Source organism: Acidovorax sp. GW835-FHT14G06, from assembly GCF_058793595.1.
Window position 1 is genome coordinate 115,489 of sequence record NZ_JBXAGA010000002.1, and the last position, 25,806, is coordinate 141,294.

The 25,806-nt window shown below is 64.3% G+C and carries 25 protein-coding genes and 1 pseudogene; 10 read left to right on the plus strand and 16 right to left on the minus strand.

Translation table 11 applies throughout. From position 1 onward, the window contains the following. Window positions 1–66 precede the first annotated feature (66 nt). A complete protein-coding gene (locus AC1Q64_RS02975) occupies window positions 67–315 on the minus strand; it encodes a hypothetical protein (RefSeq protein ID WP_056064732.1) in 249 nt (82 codons plus the stop codon). A 353-nt stretch (window positions 316–668) separates the two neighbouring features. Here AC1Q64_RS02975 and AC1Q64_RS02980 point away from each other — a divergent pair, with 353 nt between their 5' ends. After that, a complete protein-coding gene (locus tag AC1Q64_RS02980; protein ID WP_492250397.1) occupies window positions 669–1,454 on the plus strand; it encodes a transporter substrate-binding domain-containing protein in 786 nt (261 codons plus the stop codon). Window positions 1,455–1,493: 39 nt separating this feature from the next. Here the strand turns inward: AC1Q64_RS02980 and AC1Q64_RS02985 are convergent, their stop codons facing one another. From AC1Q64_RS02985 to AC1Q64_RS03005, 5 genes are all read right to left on the minus strand, one after another. Beyond that, window positions 1,494–1,949, minus strand: a complete 456-nt coding sequence (locus AC1Q64_RS02985) for an SRPBCC family protein (protein ID WP_492250398.1) — start codon at window positions 1,947–1,949, stop codon at window positions 1,494–1,496. 144 nt (window positions 1,950–2,093) lie between these two features. Beyond that, window positions 2,094–2,411 carry a DUF2322 family protein gene (locus AC1Q64_RS02990; protein ID WP_492250399.1) on the minus strand — a complete coding sequence of 106 codons (318 nt, stop codon included), beginning with the start codon at window positions 2,409–2,411 and terminating at the stop codon, window positions 2,094–2,096. A gap of 153 nt (window positions 2,412–2,564) precedes the next feature. Beyond that, window positions 2,565–2,894, minus strand: coding sequence for a hypothetical protein (locus AC1Q64_RS02995; protein ID WP_015014990.1), 330 nt, complete (start codon window positions 2,892–2,894; stop codon window positions 2,565–2,567). 60 nt (window positions 2,895–2,954) lie between these two features. After that, window positions 2,955–3,956, minus strand: coding sequence for an FHA domain-containing protein (locus AC1Q64_RS03000; protein WP_492250400.1), 1,002 nt, complete (start codon window positions 3,954–3,956; stop codon window positions 2,955–2,957). Then, entirely contained in the window at window positions 3,953–5,380 is a 1,428-nt protein-coding gene (locus AC1Q64_RS03005) for a S1 family peptidase (protein ID WP_492250401.1), read from the minus strand. Before AC1Q64_RS03005 ends, AC1Q64_RS03000 begins: the two co-directional genes overlap by 4 nt. Window positions 5,381–5,479: 99 nt before the next feature. On the opposite strand from AC1Q64_RS03005, the gene AC1Q64_RS03010 reads away from it, so the two are divergent. After that, a complete protein-coding gene (locus tag AC1Q64_RS03010) occupies window positions 5,480–6,421 on the plus strand; it encodes a M14 family metallopeptidase (protein WP_492250402.1) in 942 nt (313 codons plus the stop codon). Between the two features lie 56 nt (window positions 6,422–6,477). Here the strand turns inward: AC1Q64_RS03010 and AC1Q64_RS03015 are convergent, their stop codons facing one another. From AC1Q64_RS03015 to AC1Q64_RS03030, 4 genes are all read right to left on the minus strand, one after another. Next, window positions 6,478–6,795, minus strand: a complete 318-nt coding sequence (locus AC1Q64_RS03015; RefSeq protein WP_492250403.1) for a hypothetical protein — start codon at window positions 6,793–6,795, stop codon at window positions 6,478–6,480. 241 nt (window positions 6,796–7,036) lie between these two features. Next, entirely contained in the window at window positions 7,037–7,246 is a 210-nt protein-coding gene (locus AC1Q64_RS03020) for a hypothetical protein (RefSeq protein ID WP_291436429.1), read from the minus strand. A 26-nt stretch (window positions 7,247–7,272) separates the two neighbouring features. Further along, on the minus strand, window positions 7,273–7,737 hold the full coding sequence (locus tag AC1Q64_RS03025) for a hypothetical protein (RefSeq protein ID WP_291436427.1): 465 nt from the start codon (window positions 7,735–7,737) through the stop codon (window positions 7,273–7,275). Between the two features lie 251 nt (window positions 7,738–7,988). After that, window positions 7,989–9,812, minus strand: coding sequence for a glutamine--tRNA ligase/YqeY domain fusion protein (locus tag AC1Q64_RS03030; protein ID WP_492250404.1), 1,824 nt, complete (start codon window positions 9,810–9,812; stop codon window positions 7,989–7,991). A gap of 171 nt (window positions 9,813–9,983) precedes the next feature. On the opposite strand from AC1Q64_RS03030, the gene AC1Q64_RS03035 reads away from it, so the two are divergent. From AC1Q64_RS03035 to AC1Q64_RS03060, 6 genes are all read left to right on the plus strand, one after another. Then, on the plus strand, window positions 9,984–10,319 hold the full coding sequence (locus tag AC1Q64_RS03035; protein ID WP_492250405.1) for a hypothetical protein: 336 nt from the start codon (window positions 9,984–9,986) through the stop codon (window positions 10,317–10,319). Between the two features lie 193 nt (window positions 10,320–10,512). After that, a complete protein-coding gene (gene aroQ, locus AC1Q64_RS03040) occupies window positions 10,513–10,986 on the plus strand; it encodes a type II 3-dehydroquinate dehydratase (protein ID WP_492250406.1) in 474 nt (157 codons plus the stop codon). A 26-nt stretch (window positions 10,987–11,012) separates the two neighbouring features. Beyond that, window positions 11,013–11,426, plus strand: a complete 414-nt coding sequence (gene arfB / locus AC1Q64_RS03045; protein WP_492250407.1) for an alternative ribosome rescue aminoacyl-tRNA hydrolase ArfB — start codon at window positions 11,013–11,015, stop codon at window positions 11,424–11,426. 160 nt (window positions 11,427–11,586) lie between these two features. Continuing rightward, window positions 11,587–12,417, plus strand: coding sequence for a DODA-type extradiol aromatic ring-opening family dioxygenase (locus AC1Q64_RS03050; protein ID WP_291436418.1), 831 nt, complete (start codon window positions 11,587–11,589; stop codon window positions 12,415–12,417). 52 nt (window positions 12,418–12,469) lie between these two features. Beyond that, window positions 12,470–13,141 (plus strand): alpha/beta hydrolase, encoded by a 672-nt coding sequence (locus AC1Q64_RS03055; RefSeq protein ID WP_291436415.1) that lies wholly within the window; start codon window positions 12,470–12,472, stop codon window positions 13,139–13,141. A 164-nt stretch (window positions 13,142–13,305) separates the two neighbouring features. Continuing rightward, a complete protein-coding gene (locus tag AC1Q64_RS03060; RefSeq protein WP_492250408.1) occupies window positions 13,306–14,196 on the plus strand; it encodes a DUF3014 domain-containing protein in 891 nt (296 codons plus the stop codon). Window positions 14,197–14,229: 33 nt separating this feature from the next. Here AC1Q64_RS03060 and AC1Q64_RS03065 read toward each other — a convergent pair whose 3' ends face one another. Next, complete coding sequence (locus AC1Q64_RS03065) at window positions 14,230–14,697, minus strand: Lrp/AsnC family transcriptional regulator (protein ID WP_492250409.1); 468 nt, start codon at window positions 14,695–14,697, stop codon at window positions 14,230–14,232. Between the two features lie 102 nt (window positions 14,698–14,799). Here AC1Q64_RS03065 and mdeB point away from each other — a divergent pair, with 102 nt between their 5' ends. Continuing rightward, entirely contained in the window at window positions 14,800–17,466 is a 2,667-nt protein-coding gene (gene mdeB, locus AC1Q64_RS03070) for an alpha-ketoglutarate dehydrogenase (RefSeq protein ID WP_492250410.1), read from the plus strand. Between the two features lie 98 nt (window positions 17,467–17,564). On the opposite strand, the gene AC1Q64_RS03075 is transcribed toward mdeB, so the two are convergent. Then, window positions 17,565–19,553, minus strand: a complete 1,989-nt coding sequence (locus tag AC1Q64_RS03075) for an NHL repeat-containing protein (protein WP_492250411.1) — start codon at window positions 19,551–19,553, stop codon at window positions 17,565–17,567. A 447-nt stretch (window positions 19,554–20,000) separates the two neighbouring features. Further along, window positions 20,001–20,726, minus strand: a complete 726-nt coding sequence (locus AC1Q64_RS03080; RefSeq protein ID WP_492250412.1) for a TetR/AcrR family transcriptional regulator — start codon at window positions 20,724–20,726, stop codon at window positions 20,001–20,003. 402 nt (window positions 20,727–21,128) lie between these two features. Here AC1Q64_RS03080 and AC1Q64_RS03085 point away from each other — a divergent pair, with 402 nt between their 5' ends. Then, window positions 21,129–21,362: a hypothetical protein gene (locus tag AC1Q64_RS03085; RefSeq protein ID WP_291436401.1), complete on the plus strand. Its 234-nt coding sequence runs from the start codon at window positions 21,129–21,131 to the stop codon at window positions 21,360–21,362. Between the two features lie 36 nt (window positions 21,363–21,398). Here the strand turns inward: AC1Q64_RS03085 and AC1Q64_RS03090 are convergent. The 3 genes and pseudogenes from AC1Q64_RS03090 to AC1Q64_RS03100 form a co-directional block, all read right to left on the minus strand. Then, a pseudogene (locus AC1Q64_RS03090) lies at window positions 21,399–22,159 on the minus strand (pyridoxal-phosphate dependent enzyme); the annotation flags it as partial. A gap of 418 nt (window positions 22,160–22,577) precedes the next feature. Then, on the minus strand, window positions 22,578–24,812 hold the full coding sequence (locus tag AC1Q64_RS03095) for an NHL domain-containing protein (protein WP_492250413.1): 2,235 nt from the start codon (window positions 24,810–24,812) through the stop codon (window positions 22,578–22,580). A gap of 159 nt (window positions 24,813–24,971) precedes the next feature. Next, on the minus strand, window positions 24,972–25,796 hold the full coding sequence (locus AC1Q64_RS03100; protein WP_492250414.1) for a M90 family metallopeptidase: 825 nt from the start codon (window positions 25,794–25,796) through the stop codon (window positions 24,972–24,974). Between the last annotated feature and the right edge of the window lie 10 nt (window positions 25,797–25,806).

Here is a 25,806-nt window from a genome sequence, read left to right on the forward strand (position 1 = left end):
GCGGCGGTTGCGGTGCGCCGCCGGGGCAGTTTTTGCCCTGGTGGGCATCTCCGCCGTGCTTGTGGATCAGTGCGTCACGAACTCGTAGGTCACGGCTTCGCTGTCCACCATGTCGAGGATGTCGTCCAGCACGTCTTCGTCTTCGGTGCTGGCCCACAGGTCTTCGGGGTCTGTGGCAAACAGGGGTTCGATGGCGATGTCCATGAACTTGCCATCGGGCAGCTTGATGACCGGCGTGCCCTCAGAGGTATCGACCAGCTCCCAGTTGTCGGGCACGGTCATTTCGAGCTGGATGGTGACGTTGAGTTTTTTCATGGCGAATCCTTGTTGCAGAACCGGTCAGGGTAACCCAGTTTGGTGCCAGATGGATGTCTGGCGCCGAACGGATATGCCTAATGCGCTATAAAAATTAGAGCATCCGAAGAATTTGTGGCTGCAGGCGCTCATGCCTGCGCCGGGCGAACTCCGTGCTCTCGCGTCTGGCATGGGCTTTGCGTCATGCAGGGCGCAACGTGTCGCGATGCGGACCGTGGGCCGCCGATGTGCCCTTGTACTGCGCGCCGTTTGTTGTAACGTGTCTGACCCAAGCCCCTGTGCGTCCGCATTTGCTGCGGGCCACGGAAATGCCTGTTCTTGTCCCATCTTCTGAGCTACTGGAGAACCTGCCCATGATCATCAAGAAAACCCTGGCCCTGGCCGCAGCCGCCGCCGTGGTCGCCAGCCTCGCCTTCAGCCCGGCCGCGCAGGCGGGCCCCCGGCTCGACAAGATCATGGAGGCCAAGGTCATCCGCGTGGGCACGCCCGGCGACTACCGCCCGTTTGCCATCAAGACGGACGCGGGCTACAGCGGCCATGACATCGATGTGATCGAAACCATGGCCAAGGAGCTGGGCGTGAAGATCGAATACGTGCCCACCACCTGGCCCAACCTGGTGAAGGACCTGCAGGGCGACAAGTTTGACGTGGCCGTGGGCGGCATCACCCGCAACGTCAACCGCATGCGCATTTTTGACATGCTGCCCGGCTACGCCCCGTTCGGCAAAGTGGCCCTGGTGCGCGCGGCCGACAAGGCCAAATACACCAGCGTGGACGCCATGAACCAGCCCACCGTGCGCGTCATCAAGAACCCCGGCGGCACCAACGAAACCTATGTGCTGGCCAACCTTAAGGCCGCCCAGGTCAGCACGCACGACAAGAACGCCGAGATCCCCGCGCTGATCGCCGAGGGCAAGGGCGACGTGATGATCACCGAGACGTATGAAGCCCTGCACTACGCCAAGGCCGACCCGCGCCTGCACGCCGCGTTTGTGGACGCACCGCTCACGCCCAAGAACTACCTGGGCTTCATGCTGCCCACCGACGACGCCGACTACGTGCGCGTGATGGGCTTTGTGTGGGGCCTGGTGGACAGCCGGGGCACCATCAAGCAAGCCGATGACAAGTGGTTGAAGTGATGGCTTTGAAGTAACGTGGGCCTGGCGCGGGGCAGTGGGTTACTCGCCCGGAATCTCCGGCTCCACCAGCAGCGCCAGCAACTGCAGCGACTCCTGCCAGCCCAGGTAGCACATCTCGGTCGGGATCACGGCCGGGATGCCCGCCTGCACGATGGACACCTCGGTGCCCGTCATCACCTTCTTGAACTGGATGGTGGTGCGCATCTCGCCGGGCAGGTTGGGGTCGTCGAACCGGTCGGTGTGCACGATGCGCTCGCCCGGCACCAGCTCCACATACTCGCCGCCAAACGCGTGCGTGCCGCCGCTGCTCAGGTTGGTGAACTGCATGCGGTAGCTGCCGCCTACGCGTGCATCCAGGCTCAGTACCCGGCCGGTGAAGCCATGGGGCGGCAGCCATTTGCACATGGCATCGGCATCCAGAAACGCGCGGTAGATGCGCTCGGCTGGGGCGCGCAGCACGCGGTGCAGGGTGACGGTGCCGGTAGTGGTGGTCATTCGGGGGCTCCTTGAGGGTGGACATCAGGGGGGATGAAAGCGTGAACCGCCGAACGATATCGCTCATTCAACGTGTTCATACCCCTACGACGAACGGGCCTGCGCGTTTTCGACAACCTGCCGTTGCCACGGCAACTTTTTGTCTCAGGCTGCCACCGTGCGCACCGCAAAGCTCTCACTGCCCTGCGCCCAGGCCAGCAGCTGGTCGATGTTGGGGTGCTTGCCCGGAAAGGCGCGCGCATCCGCCACATGCTCCGCATACCACTCCAGCCCCAGGCTGGCGGCTGCAGGCGTGATCTGCCCGCCATACAGGGCCGCCAGTGCGGCATACACCACCAGCGACCCGGTCTGGCCGGGCTTGTTCTCGATGGTGGCCAGCACCTGGCCGTCTGCGCCCAGCAGTTGCAGGGCGGCGAGGTGGCTGGCGGAGGGGAGTTGCTTGAGGCGGTCTGCGAAGTTCATGGCGGTCAAATTCAAGTGAAATGAGCCGCATGCGCCAGAAGATCATGCGCGAGCAGCTATAAAAATGTGAGTAACGGAATCAGCGGGGTGGAATCTTAAAGGATGCGCGAAGGGGTCAAGACTTTGAACAGGCTCTGACTTTTGAACACACGCTCACGCCTGCCACACCCCAAACCCGGCCGAGCGCAGGTCGATGCCGATCTCGATCTCCCGGTCCACGGCCTCCTCGTAGGTCATGGGGTTGAAGCCCTCGTACAGGTCTGGCAGCAGCCGCAGGCCGTACTGCGTCACAAACCGGTTGGCCTGGATGCCCGCCTTGTGCTTGTCAAACCGCACATCCGGGTCCAGCCCCGTCATGCCCACGTACACGCAGGGCTTGCCGTCGATGTAGCCGGGGTTGCACTTGCGAAAGCGCGGCTCCAGCAGCACGTCTTTGGAGAGCTCGACCACGTAGACGTGGTGGTGGGGCTTGCGGCGGCGCATGGGGGCTGGTGGGGTGGGGCGGTGTGGGGTTGGGCAGCTTTACGCAGTCCGTCTGGTGGCCTACTCGTCGTCCTCATCCGCCAGCCCGTCATCCCGCAGGCGCCGGTCCAGCTTGCCGCGCAGCGCATCGGTGTCTTGCAGGAACTGGTCCACCGGCACCGCAGGGGCCACGCGCAGGGCGGGCGGGAACAGGCTGCTCATGTACAGCTCGTTGCCCAGCCGCATGCGGTTGAGCCACTGCGCGCCCAGCCACGACGGCACGCCCAGCAGCACCACAGCCGCCATGGCCCAGGCCAGGCCCACGCGGCGGCGGGGCAGCACGGTGGCCAGGTGGGTGTACAGCGCGCCGGCCAGCACCAGCACCATCAACACTGGGGCAAACCGCGACAGCGACTCCAGCGAGAACGTGAACGCCGTCAGATAGCTCAGCAGCTGCACTGCGTCGGCCACCAGCACTGCGGTGCACGCGATGCGCACGTGGCGCCAGAACCGCAGCTGGCTGCCAAACAGCTTGTTGGCCACGGACCACAGACCCGCCCAGGCCCCCACCACCGCCAGCGTGGTCAGCAGCAACAGGGGCAGCGACTTCAGGTATTGCGCGGCGTCGCGGGCCTCCAGCCACGACTCTCCCAGCCCGGCCAGCAGCACCAGCACCGCCAGCGCGGCCGTGGTGCCCACCGTGCGCCACGGAAACTGCGGCAGCGCCTGCTCCTCGGCGATGGGCGCATCGGCCAGGCGCAGGTGGATGTGGGTGTGGCCCAGGTCGATGGGCATGCCATCGGGCCAGTCAAAGCGTTCGCCCTGGGCATGCTGCTTGCGCTGCAGGCGTGCGCCGTTGCGTGTCTCCAGCACCTCGACCTGCACGATGCGGGGCTCTTCCACCGCGCGGTCAATGCGCAGGTGCCGGGGCGCCACAAACGGGTCGTCCAGCACCAGGTCGCAGTCCAGCGCGCGGCCCACCGTCACGGGCCAGCGGGTGATGGGCGCACGCGCCAGCAGCGCGCCGTGGCGGTCAAACGCCTCGATCAGCCCCAGGGTGGTGGTGGTTGGCATCGCGCTCATGGTGCTGCCTCCCAGCGAAAAGCCTTGAGGTAGTGGCTGGCCAGCTTCATGCCGTTGTCAAACGCAATGCCTTGCACATCCAGGCGGCCCAGCACGCCCCGTGTGGGCTGGTTGACCGAGGTGGCCAGCACCGTCATGTTGTACAGGCCGGTCAGCTTGCGGTAGGCCGACAGGCACACCACCGCACGCAGCGGCACGGTGCCGGGGTCCACAAACCGCTCGGTGCACTCGGCCGCCGTCTGGTGGCGGTTGCCGCGCACGGGCAGGCGCTCGTTGGCAAAGCTTTGCGAGTACATGCGGGCAAACCGGGCGGCGCCCAGCGTGGGGGCGTTGTAGGCCTCGTAAGACAGGCGCACTGCGCCGGTGCTGAAGTCACCCGCCACCACATCGCTGTCGGCCTGGCACTGCGTGCGCTCCAGGTTCAGACCCGGGAAGGCCGGGTCACGCCCCGATCCCCAGCACCGCGCCAGCGCATCGTCGGGCACGGGCAGGCGGTAGTTGCCATGGCGCTGCTCGCGAAACGGCGCTTTCAAGAACCGGTCCGTCAGCAGTTGCTGGTGCTCCATCAGCTGCCGGGTCATCTCGGCATGCGCGGCCTGCGTGATGGGCTGGGCATTGGCTGCGCGTTGCACCAGCGCCTGCGCAAACTCGGCCGGTATCAAGAAGCTCACCTGCTCGCCGTCGAGCCGCTTGGCTACGTTGACGCCCAACACCCGGCCTGCGTCGTCCACTGCGGGGCCACCGCTCATGCCGGGGTTGAGCGCGCCGCCAAAAAAGATGCGCGGGTAAAAGCTGCGCTTGACCAGCCCGTTGTAGGTGCCCTCGGTCACCGCAAAGCCGATGTCCAGCGGGTTGCCCAGCGAGTAGATGCGCTCGCCCTGCGCCAGCGCGTCGGTGGAGGGCCGAAAGCTCAGCACCGGCGTAGCGGCCGTGCGCCCCTTGGCGCGCAGCACGGCCAGGTCGCGCTGCACGTCAAACGCCAGCAGCTCCACCTCGCCCTCCTGCCCCTCCATCGTCACGTACACGCCCCGGTAGCGCTCGGGCTCCAGCGCGAGCTGGCTGGCCACGTGAAAGTTGGTGACGATCAGCCCATCGGCCGACACAAAAAAGCCCGAGCCAATCGACGCCTGCGTGTTGGCGTTGCGCAGCAGCGTGCGGATCTGCACCAGCTTGTCGCGCGACAGCTCATAAATGCGCCGCGCATCGCGCGACAGCAGGGCCGCATCGGCGGCTGTGGGTGCGGCGGCTGCAGCGCCCCCCGGTGTGGGTGTTGTGCCATCCACAGGGGCACTGCCTGCCGGGCGCGTGGCCGGGGTGTTGGCAGTTGCGGGTTGGGGGGCGGGCTGTGCGTGCGCCAGCGCACACAGCAGCAAAAGCAGCGACGAGGTCGCCAGCCGCAAGGGCCGAATCAAAGGGAGGGGCATCGCGGTATTCTATGAACGCCCTGCGACAAGCCGTTTGACGTTCTCCTTTCCGTCGGCCCCGTTTGCAACCATTCACCCGCCACTCCATCCCACGCACCCATGCAACCCACCCACACCTATCCCATCGGCACGCCCGGCCAACCCTGGGGCGCCGCAGAGCGCGACCAGTGGCGCGCACGCCAGGTGCGCCAGCGCAGCTACGCCGAAGACGTGCTCACGGCCATCGAGGCGCTGCGGGGCCGGTTTGACGTGGAGATGTATGGCGACGTGATTTATGCCGATGCCCAGCACCCGGCAGAGCGCTTTCCCCTGCGGGCCCTGCGCAGCCGCGATTGGCAGCCCGGCCTGCCCACCGTGCTGGTGACCGGCGGGGTGCACGGCTACGAGACGAGTGGTGTGCACGGCGCGCTGCGGTTTGTGGACACGCAGGCCGAGCGCTTTGCAGGCCGCGTCAACCTGCTGGTGGTGCCGTGTGTGAGCCCCTGGGCGTACGAGCGGTTTCAGCGCTGGAACTTTGACGCCATCGACCCCAACCGGTCGTTCCGCGAAGGCTCACCCGCGCAGGAGTCCGCCGCGCTCATGCGCCTGGTGGCACCGCTGCACGGACAGTTTGCCGCCCACATCGACCTGCACGAAACCACCGACACCGACGAATCCGAATACCGCCCCGCCGTGGCCGCGCGCGACGGCAAGGTGTTCGAGCCCGGCAGCATCCCCGACGGCTTTTACCTGGTGGACGACACCGACAACCCGCAGCCCGCCTTCCAGCAAGCCATCATCGAGGCCGTCAGCCGCGTCACGCACATTGCGCCAGCGGACGAGAAGAACGAAATTATCGGCACGCCCGTGGTGGCGCCGGGCGTCATCCACTACCCGATGAAGCAGTGGGGCCTGTGCGCGGGCATCAGCGGCGCGCGCTACACCACCACAACGGAGGTCTACCCCGACAGCGCCCGCGCCACGCCCGAGCAGTGCATTGAGGCGCAGGTGGCGGCGGCCTGTGCGGCGGTGGAGTTTGTGCTGGCCGACGCGCAACTCTGAGGGTTGCGGCCCTGTGCGGCGCGGCTTCGTATTTTTTGGTGCTTTCTTGGCGCTCGTTACCCAGCGCTTCCCAACGCGCCCAGCAGCCGGGCACTCACCTCGGCCTCATTGAGCGCCGCGAACGCCATGTTGTGCTGCTCCGTCAGCGGCCCATGGCCCGGCTCCATGCGGCCTGCGGCGTCGTAGCCCATGGCCTTGAACTTCCAGACCCCGCCCAGCTTCTTGAGCGAGCCCACATGCGCACCCGTGGCCGTGTGTACGGCCATCACATCGGCGTTGACAGGCAGCAATTGCAGCGGCTCCGCCAGCGGGCCGGGCGGCACGGGGCGGTAGGTGGGGGTGAAGGTGGGCGGCAGGGGTGGGGTAGTGAGCATGGCAGTGTGTAGCGCAAACGGGGTAGCGCTTGCAGCCGGGTAGATCACCCCGTGTACGGCGTGCAGCGTGTTGTGGGTGCTTTTTCGGTCGATACAAGGCTCAGCTCTGTACCCCGTGGGAGACTAGGGGCGGTTTGCATGGATCATGCCATTTGCCTCTAGCGCTTATCTTTATCTATCTCCTGCGGCCTAGTGCAGGCGGTGGCTGCTGGCTGGTGCCGGGCCGCAGGCTGGACCGCCCTCAATCCTTGAGGCTCACCCCCAGGTTGTCCATTTTTTTTGCAAACGAGTCCCTGCGTTTTACGGCCTTTGCAGCCGTTTCCGTCGCGGCTTGGACTGCCTTGGGGCCCTTGTTCGCAGCCGCTTTGATCAATCCGAGCTTGTGAGCGGCATCTGCCTGCGCCCGTTTGAAGGTGGCGATAAGTTCAGCATGGGCAACGGATGAATTCACAGGGACTTTCCTATCAATCAGCGTCCTCACCCTTGAAGGGTGACATTGGTGCGAAGCAAGGCGGTCCTTAATTCGCGAGTAGCAGGTTTTGAAATATCCACCTTTTGAACAGCCAGGTCGAACGGTGAACCCGGCCTGATGCTGGTTGGCAGTATCTTTTTTGTGGGATTCTTGGCGGGGTACGTGCCCTGACCTGGACACATGCGAACGGAAAACCCGAATTCTTCGAGCGCACCTTTTGCATACAACTCTGCCAGTTGTTGAAACGTCACGAAGGTTGAACGTTTAACGTCTTTGAATCCTGGCTGGCTGATGTCACGAACGATCTCGAATTTACCAAGCGAATCTCGCTGTGTATCGGTAAACGGATGCAGCAAGAAAGTCTGACGAACTCCATTCTTTTTGGACACCAGGGTGTGCTCGACGGCGATATCGGTTAGCAGCATATTTTTTCCTCGCTTTTCAAGCTGCAGCTTACACAGCAGCATCATTCGCCATTCCACCCAAAGTCGCAGACCGTGTTTTCCAACCAAGCCACTGGGGAGCGAATACCGCTCGAGATGCGAAGTGCTTGACCATGGCAAACCTCACTCAGAGGGCGGGGGCTTTAACTGAGTGGCAGCAAATGACAGATCCATATTGCACTGTGGCAGACCGCTTCGGGTCGAAAGCTGTTGTCGGTCCAATAGAAAACGGCCAGCAAATATAAAAATCTGCTGGCCTTTTTTCAAACAGGAGGTAATCACTTCCCCCAGGAATCCTTCAACCCCACGGCCAAGTTAAACACCGGCTTCCCTGCTTTGTGGTCAATGCGATCCGCCACAAAGTACCCATGCCGCTCAAACTGGAACTTGTCATCCGGTTGGGCATTGGCCAATGACGGCTCCACGATGGCAGTAACCACCTTCAGGCTGTTCGGGTTCAGGCTTTCAATAAAGTCCTTGCCACCCGCATCGGGATGCGCGTCCAGGAACAGGCGGTCGTACATGCGCACTTCGGCGTTCACGCCGTCTGCCACGCCCACCCAGGTGATGGCGGCTTTCACTTTCACGCTGTCGGCGCCGGGGGTGCCGCTCTTGGTGTCGGGCACCACGGTGGCCAGCACTTCGGTGATGTTGCCGTCGGCGTCTTTGTTGGCGCCCGTGCATTCGATGACGTAGCCGCCCTTCAGGCGCACCTTGTTGCCGGGGAACAAACGCTTGTAGCCCTTGGGGGGCACTTCTTCGAAGTCTTCGCGTTCGATCCAGACTTCCTTGCCGATGGTGAAGTGGCGCACGGGTGACTCTGTTCCTTCGGGCGGGTGGGGCAGGGCGGGCAGGCTGCAGGGCTCCAGGTGGCCTGCGCCCATCACGTCGTCCCAGTTGGTCAGCACCAGCTTGACGGGGTTCAGCACGGCCATGCCGCGGTGGGCTTTCAGCTCCAGGTCTTCGCGCAGGCAGCCTTCCAGGGTGCTGTAGTCGATCCAGCTGTCGGACTTGGTCACGCCGATGCGCTCGGCAAAGGTCTGGATGGCGGCGGGGGTGTAGCCACGGCGGCGCAAGCCCACGATGGTGGGCATGCGGGGGTCGTCCCAGCCGCTGACCTTGTGGTCGTACACCAGCTGGGCCAGCTTGCGTTTGCTGGTGATGACGTAGGTGAGGTTCAGGCGCGCAAACTCATACTGGCGGGGGGGCGGGCTGGCCAGCAGGTTGCCTTCGGTCAAACGCTCCAGCAGCCAGTCGTAGAAGGGGCGCTGGTCTTCAAACTCCAGTGTGCACAGGCTGTGGGTGATCTGCTCCAGCGCGTCCTCGATGGGGTGCGCGTAGGTGTACATGGGGTAGATGCACCAGGTGTCGCCCGTGTTGTGGTGCGTGGCGCGGCGGATGCGGTAGATGGCCGGGTCGCGCATGTTGATGTTGGGGCTGGCCATGTCGATCTTGGCGCGCAGCACCATCGATCCGTCTTCGTGCTGGCCGTCCTTCATCTCGCGGAAGATGCGCAGGTTCTCTGCCGGGGTGCGGCTGCGGAAGGGGCTGTCCACGCCAGGCTTGTTGAAGTCGCCCCGGTTCACGCGCATTTGTTCGGCAGTTTGCTCGTCTACGTAGGCGTGGCCAGCTTCGATCAGGTATTCAGCCGCGCGGTACATGAAGTCGAAGTAGTCGCTGGCCTGGTAGGGGGCGGCGTCGGGTGCGCCGTTCCAGTCAAAGCCCAGCCATTTCACCGCGTCGATGATGCTGTTGACGTATTCGGTGTCTTCCTTCTCGGGGTTGGTGTCGTCAAAGCGCAGGTGGCAGATGCCGCCGTAGTCGCGCGCCAGGCCAAAGTTGATGCAGATGCTCTTGGCGTGGCCCACGTGCAGGTAGCCGTTGGGTTCGGGCGGGAAGCGGGTGCGGATCTTGGCGGGGTCGGGCTCGCCCTGGGCGTGGTGGGCGGCGTCGCCGGGGGTACCTGCCCAGCGGCGGGTGGCGTAGGTGCCTTTTTCCAGGTCATGCTCGATGATCTGGCGCAAAAAGTTGCTGGGCTTGACGGTTTCAGGGGCCGCAGAAGTTGCAGTGGCGGCGGTATTGGCGGGGGAGGGGGTGCTCATCCAGCCATTTTAGGCGGCGGTTTCGTGACGGTTTACGCATTAAAACGAGCACGTGTACGTTCAGACACAACGTAAAGACGGTTTTATGCCATCCTTTTAGGTACTTGGTGCGTTGTGTACCGGTGAGGTGCGTCCTTTTGGCTGGGCGCCCTCATTCACTAGGAGATTTCCATGACGAAAACCCGTTCTGTTTCTACTGCGGCCGCTGTGGCGGGTGTGGCGCTGGCCCTGTTGGCCGGTGCTGGCTCCGCCCAGGCCCGTGATGTCAATTGGTCTGTGGGCATTGGCGTGCCCGGCGTGGTGGTGGGGGCCAGCAATGGCTACTATGCCCCTGCCCCGGTATACGTGGCACCGCCCCCACCGGTGTACTACGCGCCCCCTCCACGCCCTGTGTATTACAACGCCCCGCCGGTGTACTACACGCCACCCCCACCGGTGTATTACGGCGGTTATGGCTACGGCCATCGCCACCACGGACACGGCCACGGTCGCCACTGGGACCGTTGATCAGCCCCGGCGGCTGGTCTGTCACCAACCTCTTGGGCGCGAGTCGCTCACAGGCAGCGTTGCACAGGCTGCCTTTTACAGCGGTCCCTCGGGGCCGCTTTTTTATTGGGGCGGCCCCTTGCGCTGCGGCGCCGCATAATCCCGCACTCTGGCCTGCCAGCGTGGCAGGCGCATTGCCCCGGAGACCTTGTCTGTGACTGCCAATAAAACCGTTTTTGTCCTCAATGGCCCCAACCTGAACCTGCTGGGCACGCGCGAGCCCGCCGTATATGGTGCAGCCACCCTGGCCGATGTGGAAAAGCTCTGCACCGACGCCTGCGACCGCTACGGTTTTGCGCTGCGTTTTCACCAAAGCAACCACGAAGGCGCGCTGGTGGACTGGATTCACGAGGCGGGCCGCCTGCATGCGGCGGGCGAGCTGGCGGGTGTGGTCATCAACGCCGGGGCCTACACCCACACCAGCATTGCGCTGCACGACGCCATCAAGGGCACAGGCATCACGCTGATCGAGCTGCACATCAGCAACGTGCATGCGCGCGAGGCCTACCGCCACCATTCGTACATGGCAGCAGCCGCCAAGGCGGTGATGTGTGGCTTTGGCGTGCTGGGCTATGGCCTGGCGATTGAGGGGCTGGCGCAGTTGCTGGCCCAGCAGCCTGGGGCCTGAGCACAGGCGCGCGCGGTTCGCACCTCATGGTCCCGCTGCCCCTGCAAGTCTCCGAGGACGAGGTCGAAATCACCGCCATGCGCGCGCAGGGCGCGGGCGGACAAAACGTCAACAAGGTTTCCAGCGCCGTCCATCTGCGCTTTGATGTGTCTGCATCTTCGCTGCCCGAAGGCGTGAAGGAGCGCTTGCTGGCCCTGCGTGACACCCGCATCACGCAAGACGGTGTGGTGGTCATCAAGGCACAGCAGTACCGCAGCCAGGAGCAAAACCGCAACGATGCGCTGGAGCGCCTGAATGCGCTGGTCAACAGCGTGGCCGCGCCGCCCCGCGTGCGCCGGGCCACCAAGCCCACCTATGGGTCCAAACAGCGGCGCTTGCAAAGCAAGACGCAGCGGGGCGAGACCAAGGCGCTGCGGGGCCGGGTGCGCGACGGCTCCTGAGGCTTGAGCGTCGGGAGGGGCGTGCAGGTGTTGCCCACCGCGCGCCAACGGCCTGTCAATGTTTGATTGGCATCATCCATAGAACAATCTGTCTGCCATGCAGGGCTTGGTATCACGGGCCATCAGTCCTACATTCATGGTGTCCCTTGTTGGAGTTGTCATGTCTGCGTCTGCCCAAGCCCCCGCCGCTGTCTCTGCTGTAGTCCCCGCGCTGTTTGTGTCGCATGGTGCGCCATTGTTTGCACTGGACGCTGGCACCACCGGCCCTGCGCTCACGCAATGGGGCCAGAGCCTGAAGGCTCAATACCCCGGCCTGCGCGGTGTGGTGGTGATGTCCCCGCACTGGATGGCGCGGACCGCCCAGGTCATGACCGGGCCGCAGCCCTCCACCTGGCACGACTTTGGCGGGTTTCCGCCCGCGCTTTACCAGCTGCAATACCCCGCCTCGGGCTCGCCCGCGTTGGCGCAAGAGGTACTGGGCCTGCTGCAGGCGGCCGGTGTGGCGGCCCAGGGCGATGCGGCCCGTCCCTTCGACCATGGCGCCTGGGTGCCGCTGATGCATTTGTTCCCGCAGGCCGACGTGCCTGTGGTGCAGGTGGCCCTGCCCGTGGGCGCGGGCCCGGCCGATGTGTATGCACTGGGTGCCGCGCTGCGCAGTCTGCGCAGCCACGGCGTGCTGGTGGTGGGGTCGGGCAGCATGACGCACAACCTGGCCGAGTTTTTTGGCGGCGAGCGCGCGCCCGCTCCCTATGTGCTGGAGTTCAGCCGCTGGATCGAGGACGCACTGGCCCGTGGTGACATGGCAGCACTGCTCAACTACCGCAGCCAGGCGCCTCACGCCCACCGCGCGCATCCGACCGAAGACCACTTTTTGCCGATCTTCTTTGCATTGGGTGCAGCAGGCGACGACCTGCACGCAAACTACTTGAGCCGCGAGGTGATGTACAGCATGCTGTCGATGGACGCCTTTGCCCTGGAGCCGGTGCACTGACCTCCATTTGGCGTGCCAATTTTTGCCCTGAAACTGACTGAGGTGCACATATATGCTTACCTTGCCGCTCACTTTTTTGCAGCGCCCCGCTGCCGCCACCACGCCTCGCCCCTGGCTGCTGGTGCTGATGCATGGCGTGGGCAGCAACGAGCAGGACCTGTTCAGCCTGGCGCCGCAGATCCCTGACCGGTTCCATGTGCTGAGCCTGCGGGCGCCGTTTCGCATGGGGCCGGGTTCGCACGCGTGGTTTGATTTTTCTATCGAACCTGGCGGCGAGCGCACCATCAACGAAGAGCAGGAGGCGCAAAGCCGCGCCCTGGTGGCCCAGGCGGTCGAGTCTGCCGCCGAGCAGCTGGGCATTCCGCCCGAGCGGGTGGTGGTGGGCGGCTTCAGCCAGGGCGGCATCATGGCGCTGTCGCTGTTGCTCACCCGGCCCGCGTTGATGCATGCAGGCCTCGTGTGGCACAGCCGCCTGCTGCCGCAGGTGGTGCCGCTCACCGCACCTGCAGATGCGCTGCGCGGCAAGCAACTGTGGCTGAGCCACGGTACCCACGACAATGTGATCCCGCTGGCCAACGCCCAGGCCATCGCCCACCACATGGCGCCACTGCCGGTGACGGTGACGTACCGCGAGTTCCCCAGCGCGCACGAAATTCGCCCGTCCGAGTTGGCGGCTACGGTGACCTGGCTGGAATCGCTGTCCACCACGCCGACGGCGTTTTAAACAGGTCTTTTGTGGTCGGGCCAACCCGATGCTGGCTACATCGCGTTACCAGGTCGTGGGCGTGTGGCGATCCAATCGGGCAAGTCGCCCTTGGGGGACTGGCAGGGAACGCCTGACGCTGTAGAGGCTCGGACAAGGGTTGTTCCTGTGTTGAAGGAGAGCCCATGCCCGATCAAGACACTGCAGAATTCCGCCCCGCACCAGAGCGCACTTCCCCCGCACTCTGGGTGGTGCTGGTCACGCTGGTATGCACCGTGGCGGCTGGGGTTGCATGGTGGTTCTGGCTGCGGCCCGTGGCACCTGTGATAGCGCCGCCCCCTGTGGTTACGGCCCCTGCAGCACCCGCTGCGCCGTCTACCGCCCCCGAGGCGTCGGGGCAGCAGAACCCTGTGGATGCGCTGGCGCCGCCCGATACCGCATTGCCTGCGCTGGCCGAGTCCGACCCTCGGGTTGCAGAGCTGTTGGCCGACCTGCTGGGCCGCGACAAGCTTGCGGTGTTTCTGCAGACCGATGGTTTCGTCCGCCGTGTGGTGGCCACCGTGGACAACCTGGGCCGCGCCCATGCGCCATCGCGCATGTGGCCCGTGCAGCCCACGGCGCAGCGGTTTGCAGTGGACGGCACTGGCAATGCGCCCACCACCATCGCTGCCGCCAACGCCGCGCGCTACGGCGCCTTTTTGACGTTTGCCGAGGCGGTGCCGATGGAGCCCGCCGTGGCGCTTTATGCGCGGCTGTACCCGCTGTTTCAGCAAGCGTACGAAGAACTGGGCTACCCCCGGCACTACTTCAACGACCGCCTGGTGGCGGTGCTGGACCAGCTGCTGCTGGCGCCCGAGCCTGCAGGCCCGTTGCAGGTCAAGCTCACGCCCGTGAACACCGAAGTGCCCAACCTGCGGCCCTGGGTGCGCTACGAGTTTGTGGACCCCGCGCTGGAGGCGCTGCCCAGCGGTCAGAAGATCCTGCTGCGCATGGGCCCCGCCAACGAGGCGCGTGCCAAGGCGCTGATCCGCGAGCTGCGCAAGCGCCTGGCCACGAGCGGCGTGGCGCGCAAGTAGCGTGCGCTGCGCTGCTTGCCGCAGCGTGCATGCTCAGGCGCAGGGCAAAGGCAGGGCGGTCTTGTAGCGCACCTGCTTGAGTGCAAAGCTCGACCGGATCTTCTCGACGCCCGGAATGGGCGACAGCTGCTCCAGAATGAAACGCTCCAGCGCCCCAATGTCGGCAAGCGCTACGCGGATCAGGTAGTCGCTGTCGCCGCTCATCAGGTAGCACTCCATCACCTCATCGTGCTCGGCAATGCGGCGTTCAAAATCGGCCAGGGCTTCCTTGCTTTGCGCCTTGAGGCTTATGCTGATGAACACATTCAGGCCCAGCCCCAGCGCCGCCGCATTGGCCAGCGCCACATAGCGACTGATGACGCCTGCTGCCTCCAGTGCCTTCACCCGCGCCAGGCAGGGCGAGGGCGACAGGTGCACGCGCCGCGCCAGTTCCACGTTGGACAAAGATCCATCGGCCTGCAGCTCGGCCAGAATGCGCAAATCGAGGGTATCCAGTTTCATATGCCGCAGTTTATGGTTTTGGCGGCATAAAGTGCTATAGGCACACGTCGCGAAAGGCAAAACGGCAACTCATTTGGAGCCAGCCTCGCTACAGTGGCCTCCATGAACGCCCTCACACCCCACGCCCTGTTGCAACAAGCCACCGGCGCCCCCCTGGACGCCGACCCCGAAGAAACCGCCGAGTGGCGCGATGCCTTCCTGGCGCTGGTCGCTACCGAAGGCCCCGAGCGGGCGCGGCACATGCTGCAGGAGCTGGTGCGGGTGGCGCGCGCGCAGCGCATCGGCTGGCACCCCGACCTGAACACGCCGTATGTGAACACGGTGGCCGTGCAAGACCAGCCTGTGTTCCCCGGCGACCTGGCGGTGGAAGAGCGCGTGGCCTCCATCGTGCGCTGGAACGCGCTGGCCATGGTGGTGCGCGCCAACCAGGCCTATGGTGAGCTGGGCGGCCACATCGCCAGCTATGCCAGCGCGGCGGATCTGTTCGAGAGCGGCTTCAACCATTTCTTTCGTGCCCGTGAAGGCCTGGGCGAAGGGCAGCACCGGGGCGATCTGGTGTTCTTCCAGCCGCACAGCGCGCCGGGCGTGTATGCGCGGGCGTTCCTCGAAGGCCGCCTGTCCGAGCAGGACCTGATGCACTACCGGCAGGAACTGACGGCGCCGGGTGCAGGCGCGCAGGGCCTGTCGAGCTACCCGCACCCCTGGTTGATGCCCGACTTCTGGCAGTTCCCCACGGGCTCGATGGGCATCGGCCCTATCAGCAGCATCTACCACGCGCGCTTCATGCGCTACCTCACGCACCGGAACCTGCTCAACTGCGAGGGCCGCAAGGTCTGGGGCGTGTTCGGTGATGGCGAGATGGACGAGCCCGAGAGCATGAGCGCCCTGACCCTGGCCGCGCGCGAGGGCCTAGACAACCTGGTCTGGGTGGTCAACTGCAACCTGCAGCGCTTGGACGGCCCCGTGCGCGGCAACGGCCGCATCATCGACGAGCTGGAGCGCCTGTTCGCCGGCGCGGGCTGGAACGTGGTGAAGCTCGTGTGGGGCAGCGACTGGGACGGCCTGTTCGCCCGCGACCTGACCGGCGCGCTGGTGCGCACGCTCGAAGGCACGGTGGACGGCCAGATGCAAACCTTCGCGGCCAAGGATGGCCGTTTCAACCGCGACAACTTCTTCGGCCAGAACCCCGAGCTGGCCGCCCTGGCGCAAGGCATGACGGACGAGCAGATTGATCGCTTGAAGCGCGGCGGGCACGACCTGGTGAAGATCCACGCTGCCTACGCCGCCGCTGCCGCCCACAAGGGCCAGCCCACGGTGATCCTGGCCCACACCAAGAAGGGCTACGGCATGGGCACCGCCGGCCAGGGCAAGATGACCACGCACAGCCAGAAGAAGCTGGACGAGACCGACCTCATCGAGTTTCGCAATCGCTTCAACCTGCCGCTCAGCGACGAGCAGGCCACCAGCCTGGCCTTCTTCAAGCCCGCCGAAGACAGCTCGGAGATGCGCTACCTGCGCAGCCACCGCGACGCACTGGGCGGCTACCTGCCACGCCGCGACACCACCTGCGACGCGCTGCCGTTGCCCGCCATCGAAAGCTACGCGCAGTTCGCGCTGCAGGCCGATGGCAAGGAGATGAGCACCACCATGGCCTTCGTGCGCATGCTGGGCACGTTGCTCAAAGACGCCACGCTGGGCCCGCGCATCGTGCCCATCGTGGCCGACGAGGCGCGCACCTTCGGCATGGCCAATCTGTTCAAGCAGGTAGGCATCTACAGCAGCGTGGGCCAGCGTTATGCGCCCGAGGACATCGGCTCGGTGCTGAGCTACCGCGAGGCGCTGGACGGCCAGATCCTGGAAGAAGGCATCAGCGAGGCCGGTGCCATCGCCAGCTGGACGGCTGCTGCGACGAGCTACAGCGTGCACGGCCTGGCCATGCTGCCGTTTTATATCTATTACTCGATGTTCGGCTTCCAGCGCGTGGGCGACGCCATTTGGGCTGCGGCGGACCAGCGTGCGCGGGGCTTCCTCTTGGGCGCGACCTCGGGCCGCACCACACTGGGCGGCGAGGGCCTGCAGCACCAGGACGGCAGCAGCCACCTGGTGGCCGCCACTATTCCCAACTGCAAGGCCTACGACCCAGCCTACGCGGGAGAAATGGCCGTCATCATCGACGCCGGTATGCGCGAGATGGTGACCGAGCAGCGTGACGTCTTCTACTACGTCACGCTGATGAACGAGAACTACGCACAGCCCGACTTGCCCGCCGGTGCGGCAGAGGGTGTGCTGCGTGGTTGCTATGTTTTCAGGAGCTATTCAGGCAATATGCACCGGCGCGACAGCGCGATTTCGTCCAAAAGCGTCACCCTGATGGGCTCCGGCGCCATCCTCACCGAGGTGGTCAAGGCCGCAGAACAACTCGCCAGCGAAGGCCTGGATGTGACCGTGCTCAGCGTCACCAGCTGGAGCGAGCTGGCCCGCGACGGCGTGGCTTGCGAACAGCGCGCGCTGGCAGGTGAAGAAGGGGTTGACCCCGGTACCCCCTGGCTTGCTGCCCAACTGGCAGCCACCAGTGGGCCCGTGGTGGCCGCCACCGACTACGTGCGCGCCGTGCCCGAGACGGTGCGCGCCTTCATCCCCGAGGGCCGCAAGTATGTGACCCTGGGCACGGATGGATTTGGACGCAGCGACACGCGGGCTGCGCTGCGCCAATTTTTTGGGGTGGATGCCGCACACATCGCCCGTGTGGCGCGGGCCGGGCTGCGGTAGCAGCGGTCCAGGCAGCATCCCGCAAGCGCAACAGAAAAGCCCCCGGACGCCGTGCCATCGCATAGCGTCCGGGGGCTTTCGACTTCCTCTCTCCTCCGTCAGGGGAGCTTGACCTGCAGCACCGCGTTCGGGACGGTGATGTACATCATCGAATCGCGAATGCCTATGCCCATCGGTCGGTTGATGATGCCAGGCAGATCGCCCGCAGCAAAGCCCTGGCGCCATGCCTGCCCCACGGGAGTGGTGACCCGGCCGTCGGGGGTGATCTTGCGGATGACATGGTTAATGGGGTCGGTGACATACACATTGCCATTTTTGTCTGTGGCGAGGCTGGCAGTCGGCTGGTTGCTTCCGAACTCATGGTTCACAGTGAACACAGCGGCTGCACCCGAGCCATCCGCATATCCTTGCGCGGCAGCGGGGTTGCCTGCCAGGGTGGTCACCGTCCCGGTCGAGGTGATTTTGCGGATGGTGGGGCCTATCTTGGTTTTATCCTGGAAGAGCCCATCGACCACGTAGAGGTTGCCCGCTGCGTCGATGGTCATGTTGCCCAGCACTGAAAACTGCGCCGCTGTGCCTTGCCCATCCAGGTGCCCCACTGTACCCACACTGCCCGCGAAGAGGGTAGCCTTTCCCTTGGCGTCGATCTTGAAAATGGCGCCCTTCAAGGTGGATACAAAGATGTTGCCGACGCTGTCTGCAACGATGCCTGAGGCAGCGCTGCTGAAGAGTGTCGGGACTTTGTCCAGCGCAGGAGTGAGGTCCGTCAATAGGGTGGCTTCGCAATTCCTTGTTTTCAGGATGCGTCCTTCCTGGATGGTGTAGAGGTTGCCCGCGCTATCGGTCGCCAGGGGCGCGAAGAAGCTGGACAAGACCTCGTCGCCCATCCCTGTGACCGCTGTGCAATGCCCGTCTGGTTTGCCCAGTGTGCGCACCAGGCCATCCGTCTGTACTGTGCGGATGGTGCGATTGAGGTTGTCTCGCACATATAACGTACCCGCAGGGTTGAAGGCGAGTGAGCTTGGCGTGTCGAAGCGCGCAGTGCCGCCCTGGCCATCGCTGCTCCCTGCGGCAGACGGAAGCCCGGCGACCACGGTAGATGCGCCTTGCACGGTATAGCTGCGAAGCTGCGAATAGTGGTTCGATTGACTATTGCCGATGCCGACCTCGGCCACCAGGAACTGGCCCCCGGCCTTGGCCACCATCTGGGAAGCTGTGCACAGGGTGCCGGGCACAAGATTTGTTGGGATGCTGCAGGATGAGGCGCGCACCAGCGTCGTGGCGCTACCGTCAGAGCCAATCTGGCGGATGGCAGGGCGTCCGTTGTTGTCCAGAACGAACAGGCGATCCGCCGGGTCAAAGCTGATGGCCTGGAGATCGCCGAACTGGGCCACAGAGGCGGGGCCATCCGTGCTGCCCTCGTTGCGGGGGGCCACGGTGCCCGACAGCACGCTGGCCTGGCCATCTGCCGCGTATTTTCGGATCACATGGTCGTTGGGGTCGGCTGCGTAGAGGGTTCCAGCCGAATCGGTTGCCAGGAGCACAGGGTGGTACCACTCGACAGCTGGACCCGAAACGTATCCCAGCGATGGGTACTGACTGGCCTTGCTGGTGAGCGTGCTCACTGTACCGGTTGCTGTGATTTTGCGAATAGGATTGGCCACGGACATGGCAGTCTGTGGTGACCGCTTGATTTCTGATACGTACACCGTTCCCGACTTGTCCACTGCGATGCTGGTAGGTTCGCACAACGTGGCGGCGCTGCCCACGCCATTGTCGTTGCCACACACGCCTGCCCGACCCGCGAGGGTGGTCACGGCTCCCGATGCGCTGATCTTGCGCACCAAGTGGTTCCTGGCATCGGCCACATAGGTATTGCCTGCTGCATCTACAGCGACTGCCTGCGGATTGTGGAACCTTGCGGATGAACCTGCGCCGTCGGCGTAGTTCGGGGATTGACTGCCGGGGGCCACCCCGACCCCGCTGCCGGCCAGGGTGCTGAGTTGTTCGTGGTTGGTGCTGAGTTTTCGGATGCGGGCGTTGCCGATGTCTGCAATGATCACTTCGCCCGTACTGGTCAGTGCCATCCCCCCTGGGCTACCGATGCGTGCGGTGGTGCTGGTGGGCCCATCCTGATTGCCAGGCCCGTCAGTATTGCCAGCAAGGAATGAGAGCGTGGTAGTTGGCGCTGGTGCGGGTGGAGGGGGCGCAGGTGTTTCAGCCGAGCCGCCAGAGCCTCCTCCGCAGGCGGTGAGCATCGGGGCAACGAGTGCGGCCAGTAGGCTGATGCGTCGCATTCGTTCATTGAATGCAGTGTTTGACATGAATCTCCCTCGGAACGGTGTTGGTTGTTGCGCATGGGTTGCGACGCAACGAGTTTATGTAGGCGGCATGTACTTTTACTGAGTGGTAACTCACTGTTACCGTGCAGAAAGACATGCGCACCGACATGCTCTGCCTGAATCACCGCAGCCCGCTTGTCGGCGAATTTCGGTACGGTCTGGCAAGGCGGCGTGGTAACTGCCGCAGTGGGTTCACGAAGCCTCGCCGGGCACCATGCCCTGCACAAGCACTCCAAGCGCTTCGCGCGCCTGTCGAGTGGCTGCTTCGCCTGGCCACTGTGCAACGGCATCGGTGGAGGCATCCGCACTGACATCTGCATCGGGGTGCTGGCCCAGCAGGTGCCCGCCTTGCAGCAGCGCCAGGCTGTGGACCATAGCCCAGTATCCATGGGCTAGTGCGCGTGGGTTGCCTGTGCGGAAACTTCCGTGCTGCTGGCCCTCGGCCACCAGGGTCTGCAGGTCATTGAACAGATCGGCCGCCACGGCCAGCAGGCGCGGTGGCGCGGTGGCCCGGGCTGCCGCGCCGAACATATGGGCCAGTTGCCGGGGGTGCTGGCGCCCGAATTGCACATAGGCGAGGCCGCTGGCCAGCAGTCGGTCTGGGCTGCCCTGGGCGGTCGCTACCGCCTCGCGGCTGGCCTGGCGCAGGGCCTGGAAGCCTTGTTCGGCCATGGCGTCCAGCAGGGCCTGCTTGTCGGCAAAGTGGCGGTAGGCCGCCGTGTGCGACACACCCACCGCCTTGGCAATCTCGCGCATCGACAGGCCGTGGAGTCCGGCGCCCTCCAGCTGCCTCAGCGCCTGCTGGATCGCCTGTGGTGGCCGCGCCTGCACAAGCTGGCGGGGCTGGGGCTGGCGGCGCTGCTGGTGTGTGTGGTGGTGGCCAACGTCCATGTGGCGCAGCAGGGCCAGCAGGTGCATGGCCTGCCGTTTGGTGCCTGGTATTACTGGGTGCGGCCTTTACTGCAGCCGGTGTCCATTTTATCGGCGTTGTATTGTTCGGGCGTCTGGGTGGGGCTTGTACGGGAGGCTGTGGCCGCCGGTGGGGGAGAGGGACGTTAGGTCCATCTCTCCACATCAGGTGAAGTCGGATACGGGGTGGCGAACGAAGCTCTAATGTGACGGTTTTTTGCTACATATTTTGTAGCTATCAGTGAATATTTGATAGTGACAAAGTCTGTTTAAGCTCTGATTTTTTTCACCATGCGCTTGTCCACCTGGTCACCGCGCGGCCCCACCTGTCTCCCCTGGGGTCGAACACATTGCCCAGCCTGTAACAGCTTCCTAGAATGGGCTGTAACCGAGCAACTGCTGGAGGGCGCCATGGCACATGTCAGCTGGGACAACAACCTGCCTACCACCTGGACTGCGATGGTGGACGGCCAGGCTATCTGCGCCGTCAAGCGCAAGGACATTGGGGGGTGGACAGCCGCCTGGGCAGATGATCGCCTGTGGCCGGCGCCCGCCCATTTGCCCAAGGCGATGCCCCAATCCACGCGGTTTTTTAGTAGCCTAGAAGAGGCCCAGGCGGCGGTGGAACAAGCCCTGTCGGCGTGACAGCTTTTCCATGCGCATGGGCTGGGTGGCCGCCTATCACCTTTCCACCAAGGCGCAAAACCGTGCTAGGTCCACGTTGCCGCCGCTGACGCGGACGCCCACGCGCTGGCCCTTGAGCTCGCTCTGCATCGCCCGCGCCGCAGCAGAAACCAAGCAACCGGTGGGCTCTACCACCAGCCTCATGCGCTGGGAAGATAAGAGCGCATGGCATCCACCAGCTGCTCGTCCGTCACCGTAAGGATGTCGTCCACATCGCGGCGGATGATGGCGAAGGTGATGTGGCCCAGGTACTGGGTTTGCGCACCATCGGCAATGGTGGTTGGGGTGTCGATGTGCACGATGGAGCCGCTGCGGAACGACTGCTGTCCATCGTTGCCCGCTGCAGGCTCCACGCCATAGAGTTTGGTCTGGGGCGAGAGTGCGCGCGTGGCCAGGGCCGAGCCTGACAGCAACCCGCCGCCGCCCAGGCACGCAAAGAATGCATCGAGCGGGCCCACCTCCTCGAACAGCTCCTTGGCAGCCGTGCCCCGGCCGGCCAGCACATCGGCATGGTCGTAGTGCGGGATCAGCTGGATGCCATTTTGCTGCGCTAGGTCGGGGGTGATCTGCTCGCGGTCTTATGGGTAGCGGTCGTAGAACACCACGGTAGCACCGTGGCCCTGCCTGGCCGCCACCTTGGTGGCTGGCGCGTCTTGCGGCATGACGATGGTGGCCGGGATGCCCATCTCGCGCGCGGCAAGCGCAATGCCCTGTGCGTGGTTGCCTGAGGAGAACGCTATCACCCGGGCCTCGCGCTGCGGGACGTTGGGGGCTGAGGGGCGAAGAAAGGCGTGCGGGCGTCTGTCCAATTTGTCCAAAATTAGACGAAATATCAAAATAATGCGATGAAGTGCAAACCCTACGGCCAGCCGAGGGCTGCACGTTTGTCAAGGCAGCAGAGGCTGCATTGCGCGAGCTTGCCTGGCGATGCTGCTGGAGGTAGAGAGCTGCGCAGCCATTTTCTTAAATGGCCGTGCGCTCACTGCTGGGTTGTGCAGGGGCCAGCTGGGTGGGCTGGCGAATACGAATGAAGAGGGCCGAGTCAGGCTCGGCTACATCCGTATGGCCGAAGACCTGTAAGTGCCCATGTGTGAACGATGGCGCGTCCGCACATGAAGGGGGCGAAGTTGCTTCAGACGCATTGCATTGCTGCTTTGCGTCTCGTCAGCCTCATCGTCAGGGCAGTCCGACCTGCAGCACCGCGTTCGGCACGGAGATGTACATCGTGGAGTTGCGCACTGCAATCCCCGCAGGGCGGTTGATGATGCCTGGCAAAGCACCCGCGGCATATCCGTACTGCCACACTTGGCCCACCGGCGTGGTGACCTGGCCGTCGGTGGCAATCTTGCGGATCACGCTGTTGATGGGGTCGGTGACATACACGTTGCCTTTGTTGTCCACGGCGAGGCTGGCTGTTTCTCCGGACGAGATGCCTCCCACCGTGAACAACGCGGCAGCAGCGGCGCCATCGGCGTAGCCAGACGCAGCGTTGGGGTTGCCCGCCAGGGTGCTGACCAGTCCGGAAGGTGTGATCTTGCGGATGGTGGGGCCCACCTTGACGGTGACGTCAGACAGGCCATCGACCACATAGAGGTTATCGGCCGCATCGATCGTCATATAGCCTGGTGCTGCAAATTTTGCCGCCGCGCCCTGCCCGTCTGCGTGCCCCGCCGGCGTCACACTGCCCGCAAACAGCGTGGCTTCTCCCTTAGTGTCGATCTTGAAAATAGCGCCCTTGAGGGTGGACACATAGACATTGCCCTTGCTGTCCGCCGCAATACCCGATGCGTTGTTGGGCATAAAGACGTAGGTGGACGTTGTCAGCAGCGGTTTCAGGTCCGCCAGGAGCGTGACTTGGCAATCCCTCATCTTGAGGACGCGCTCTTCATTGACGGTGTAAAGGTTCCCGGCGCGGTCAGTGGCCAGCGGGCCATTGTTGAATCTCAGCGATCCGCTGTTCGGGCCCGATAGAGCCAAGAATTCGCTGGCCATGCCGGTGACCGCCGTGCAATGCCCGTCTGGCTTGCCCAGGGTGCGTACCAGGCCGTCTGCCTGCGCCGTGCGGATGGCGCCGTTGCCGTTGTCACGCACATATAGAGCCCCCGAGGGATTGAAGGCCAGCGCACCGGGCCTGTCGAACCGCGCGCCGCTGCCCTGCCCGTCGTCTGCGCCCTCGGCGGAGGGCATTCCGGCAACCACGGTGGAAGTGCCTTGCGGCGTGTAGCTGCGCAACTGCGCGTACTTGTAGGAGCCGCCGTAGAAGCCATACTCGGCCACGAGGAAATCGCCATTGGCTTTGACCGCCATCTGGTTTGCAGTACACAGTGTCCCGGGTTGACCTACAGCTAGGCCATTTTGTGTAGTGCAAGACCGAGCGCGAACAAGGGTCGTTGCAGTCCCATCGTTGCCAATCCGCCGGATGGTCGGGTAGCCAGAATTGTCGAGGCCAAGAACGTGCAGGCGGTCTGCCGCGTCGAATGCCATGGCGCGGAAGGTGCGGAACTGTGCGGCAGAGGCCGTGCCATCCGCATCCCCTTCATTGTTCGGAGATGGCGTGCCGGACACCACGGTGGCTTGGCCGTCGGCTGAATACTTGCGGATCACGTGATCGTTGGGGTCTGCTGCATAGAGCGTTCCCGCCGAGTCCACCGCCAAATGCACGGGGTCAAAGTTGTAGCTTGTGCTCCAAATCATTGAATACGCCGTAGGGTACAGGCTGGCTTTGCTGACAAACGTGCTCACTTCGCCAGCCGATGTAATTTTGCGGATGGGATTGGCCGTCGTGGAGCCCTGTGAGACATACACGTTCCCAACCTTGTCCACGGCGATGCTGGTGGGGGCGCAGAAGGTCGCGGCTTCGCCCGTGCCGTTCTGGGTCCCGCACACCCCTGCTTTCCCGGCCAGGGTTGTGACGGTTCCTGATGCGCTGATTTTGCGCACCAGGTGGTTCGCTGTATCCGCCACATAGGTGTTCCCTGCTGCGTCCACAGCCACGGCCTTGGGGTAGGAGAACCGTGCTGCAGAGCCGCTTCCGTCCGCATAGTTGGTGAGGGCAGAAGTCTCCATCTTCCCGCCGCCCGCCAAGGTGCTGACCTGTTCCTGGTCAGCGCTGAGCTTGCGTATCCGGTGACCGTCTGCAATGACGACTTCGCCTGCGCCGGTCACCGCCATTCCACCAAGGCCGAGGCTGAAGCGCGCGACGGTGAGTGCTGCACCATCCTGGCTACCCGCCCCGTTGGTATTGCCCGCAAGGAGGGATATTGTGGCTGTCGGGGCTGGGGAAGGTGGGGCGGGCGTCGGTGTCTCGGCGGAGCCGCCAGAGCCCCCGCCACAGGCAGTAAGCGCGGGGACAACCAATGCGGCCAGCAGGCCGATACGTCGCAGTCTTTCGTTGGATGCAATGTCTGACATGAAACTCCCTTGGATGAAAAAAGTAGCCGTTGTGCACAGCGTGTGGCGCGAAGAGTCTATGTGGCGTGCGCTACAACTGCCAAGTAACTTTTGGTTACTGCGGCGTGGGTGCAGAGACCAACTTGGTTCCATCAGGGAGTGTTTTATGCGCCGCTTGAGTCAGCGCAAAGGCGGGCGAAAAAACGCATCCAGCACCGGCATCAACCCGGGAAAATCCTGGGCAAGCCGTTCGCGGTTCACAAAGTACGCCTCGCAGGCTACGGCAAAGAACTCGGAGGGCGAGGTGGCGCCGTACGCGTCCAGCCAGGGGCGTTCGGCGCCGAAGCGCTCTGCAAGGATGACGCGTTCACGGAACTGCTCGTAAGCAGGTTCCCAGGCTGCCCACCACGCTTCGTATGCTGCGCGGCCGGTGCGTGTGCCCATGAAGCCTGCAGGCAAGGGTGGGCAGCCGTTGGGCTGGCCGTTTTTCATGTCTAGTTTGTGCGCAAACTCGTGCACCACCACGTTGTGGCCGCGCGCCGTGTTTTCGGTGGCGTTGGCTACGTGCTGCCAGCTGAGCATGATGGGGCCGCGCTCCATGGCTTCGCCCAGCAGTACCTGGGTGTGTTCGTGAACCACACCCGCTTCGTCCATCGTCTGGCGGCGTGCGACGGCTTCGCCGGGGTGCAGCACGATGCCCACAAAATCGTCGTACCAGTCGAGCGCCTTGGCCGGGTCGCCCCAATGCAGCAGGGGCAGGCAGGCCTGCGCGGCAATATCGATGGCCATGTCGTCGGTCACCGTGAGCCCATGGGCGCCATGGAATTCCTTGTGGTGCAAAAACAGTGCGCTCAAAACGCGCAGTTTGGCCTGATCGTGCAGCGACAGCGCGGCCAGGAACGGGTAGCGCTGGATGGTCTGCAGCCACAACGTGGCAGAGATGTCGGGCACGGGGGTCACGGTGGCGCGAACGTGGCGCCAGAGGCGGTTGAGCAAGGGGGGCATGGCGATCGGG